Source organism: Mycobacterium sp. TH-M15, assembly GCF_057473705.1.
The window spans coordinates 1-1,551 of record NZ_JBYCLB010000076.1 but is presented as its reverse complement, the minus strand read 5'-3'; the positions used below and the strand labels follow the sequence as shown (position 1 = coordinate 1,551).

Genomic DNA, 1,551 nt, shown 5'->3' with positions numbered 1-1,551 from the left:
TGGTCGGGCTGTTCTTCGCCGTCGTCGGGGTGATCGGCTTCGTCACCGTCCCGCTGGTGGGGGTGATCGCAACGGCCTTCGCCCTGGTGGCGGCCTTCCTCAACGCGGCCTTCGGCGTCTGCCTGGGTTGTCAGCTCTACCCGCTGGTCGCGCGGCTGCGGGCGACACCGGCCTGACCGCAGCAGCTCCAGCGAAGTAACGGAAAGGATCCCCGTCATGGCCCGCTCCGATGTCCTACCGGGATCGTGGACGGTGCGGGCACTGTCCTCGGCCGGAAACGGCCACGCGTCGGTGACGCCGTCAGGCGCCGGCATCCACGAAGTCGACGTCAGAGTCGGCTAGCCGGCCGCACTCGGCTGTGCCGAGTGCGCCGACCCGCTGCACCCGGCTGCGCCGCACTGGCGATCGGCGCTCAACCGATGGCGCCGACCCGCTGCACCCGGCTGCGCCGCACTGGCGATCGGCGATAAACTCGTCGCCGTGGTGCTGTTCTTCGAGATCCTGCTCGTGGCGGCCGTCGTCGTCATCACCTGGTTCGCGCTGTACTCGCTGTACCGGACGATCACCGACGAGTGGTGACACCCGCCGGCGACGATGCAGAGCGCAGCGATGCCGAGCAGCGGCGTATCGGCACCGCCGGCGACGATGCAACCGGTGGTTCGGTCGAACCCGGCTCCGCCGACCGCGCGATAGCCGCGGCCGCCGAACGGGCCAAAACCACCGCCGCCCGCAACATTCCGGTCTTCCCGACCGCGGCCGACCTCCCGCTGCCCGCCGACACCGCCAACCTGCGCGAGGGCGCCGACCTGCACCACGACCTGCTGGCGCTGCTGCCGCTGGTCGGCGTCTGGCGAGGTGAGGGCGAGGGCCGCGACTCGCACGGCGACTACCGGTTCGGCCAGCAGATCGTGGTCTCCCACGACGGCGGCGACTACCTGAACTGGGAGGCCCGGTCCTGGCGGTTGACCGACGCCGGCGAGTATCACCAGCCGAGCTTGCGGGAGACCGGGTTCTGGCGGTTCGTCAGTGACCCCGACGATCCCGCCGACGAATCACACGCGATCGAGCTGCTGCTGGCGCACTCGTCCGGCTACGTCGAGTTGTTTTACGGGCATCCGCGCAGCGCCTCGTCGTGGGAGTTGGTCACCGACGCGCTGGCCCGCAGCAGGTCCGGGATGCTGGTCGGCGGCGCCAAACGGCTGTACGGCATCGTCGAGGACGGCGATCTGGCCTACGTCGAGGAGCGAGTCGACGCCGACGGCGGGCTGGTGCCGCACCTGTCGGCCCGGCTGAAGCGGTTCATCGGCTAAGCGTCGACGCTTCAGCCGTCCGCCGGATATGGAGCGGCCCCCGAGCCGCAGTTCCTGGTTGGACGGACCAGGGGCTCGGAGGCCGGGTGACTGCCGGGAATTCGCCAGCGCGCGGTGATCCCCGGCGCTGCTCAGCGGGCAGCCACCTGACCGGAAAATCCCCAGGGTGAGTGGGCAGGCGACAGCTACCCGGCGGAGCTTGCGTAGCCGGGTGTCTTTGGCCGCGTTGTGGTCAGATCAG

The 1,551-nt window shown here is 70.2% G+C and carries 2 protein-coding genes and 1 pseudogene; all 3 read left to right on the top strand.

The window, feature by feature from the left end:
* The coding region (locus AC2VNT_RS01930; RefSeq protein WP_486945249.1) for a DUF4395 family protein at positions 1 to 176 on the top strand (176 nt) is incomplete at its 5' end.
* A gap of 7 nt (positions 177 to 183) precedes the next feature.
* A pseudogene (locus AC2VNT_RS01925) lies at positions 184 to 342 on the top strand (DUF1416 domain-containing protein); the annotation flags it as partial.
* Positions 343 to 626: 284 nt separating this feature from the next.
* Positions 627 to 1,310: a heme-binding beta-barrel domain-containing protein gene (locus AC2VNT_RS01920; RefSeq protein ID WP_486945248.1), complete on the top strand. Its 684-nt coding sequence runs from the start codon at positions 627 to 629 to the stop codon at positions 1,308 to 1,310.
* Positions 1,311 to 1,551 lie beyond the last annotated feature (241 nt).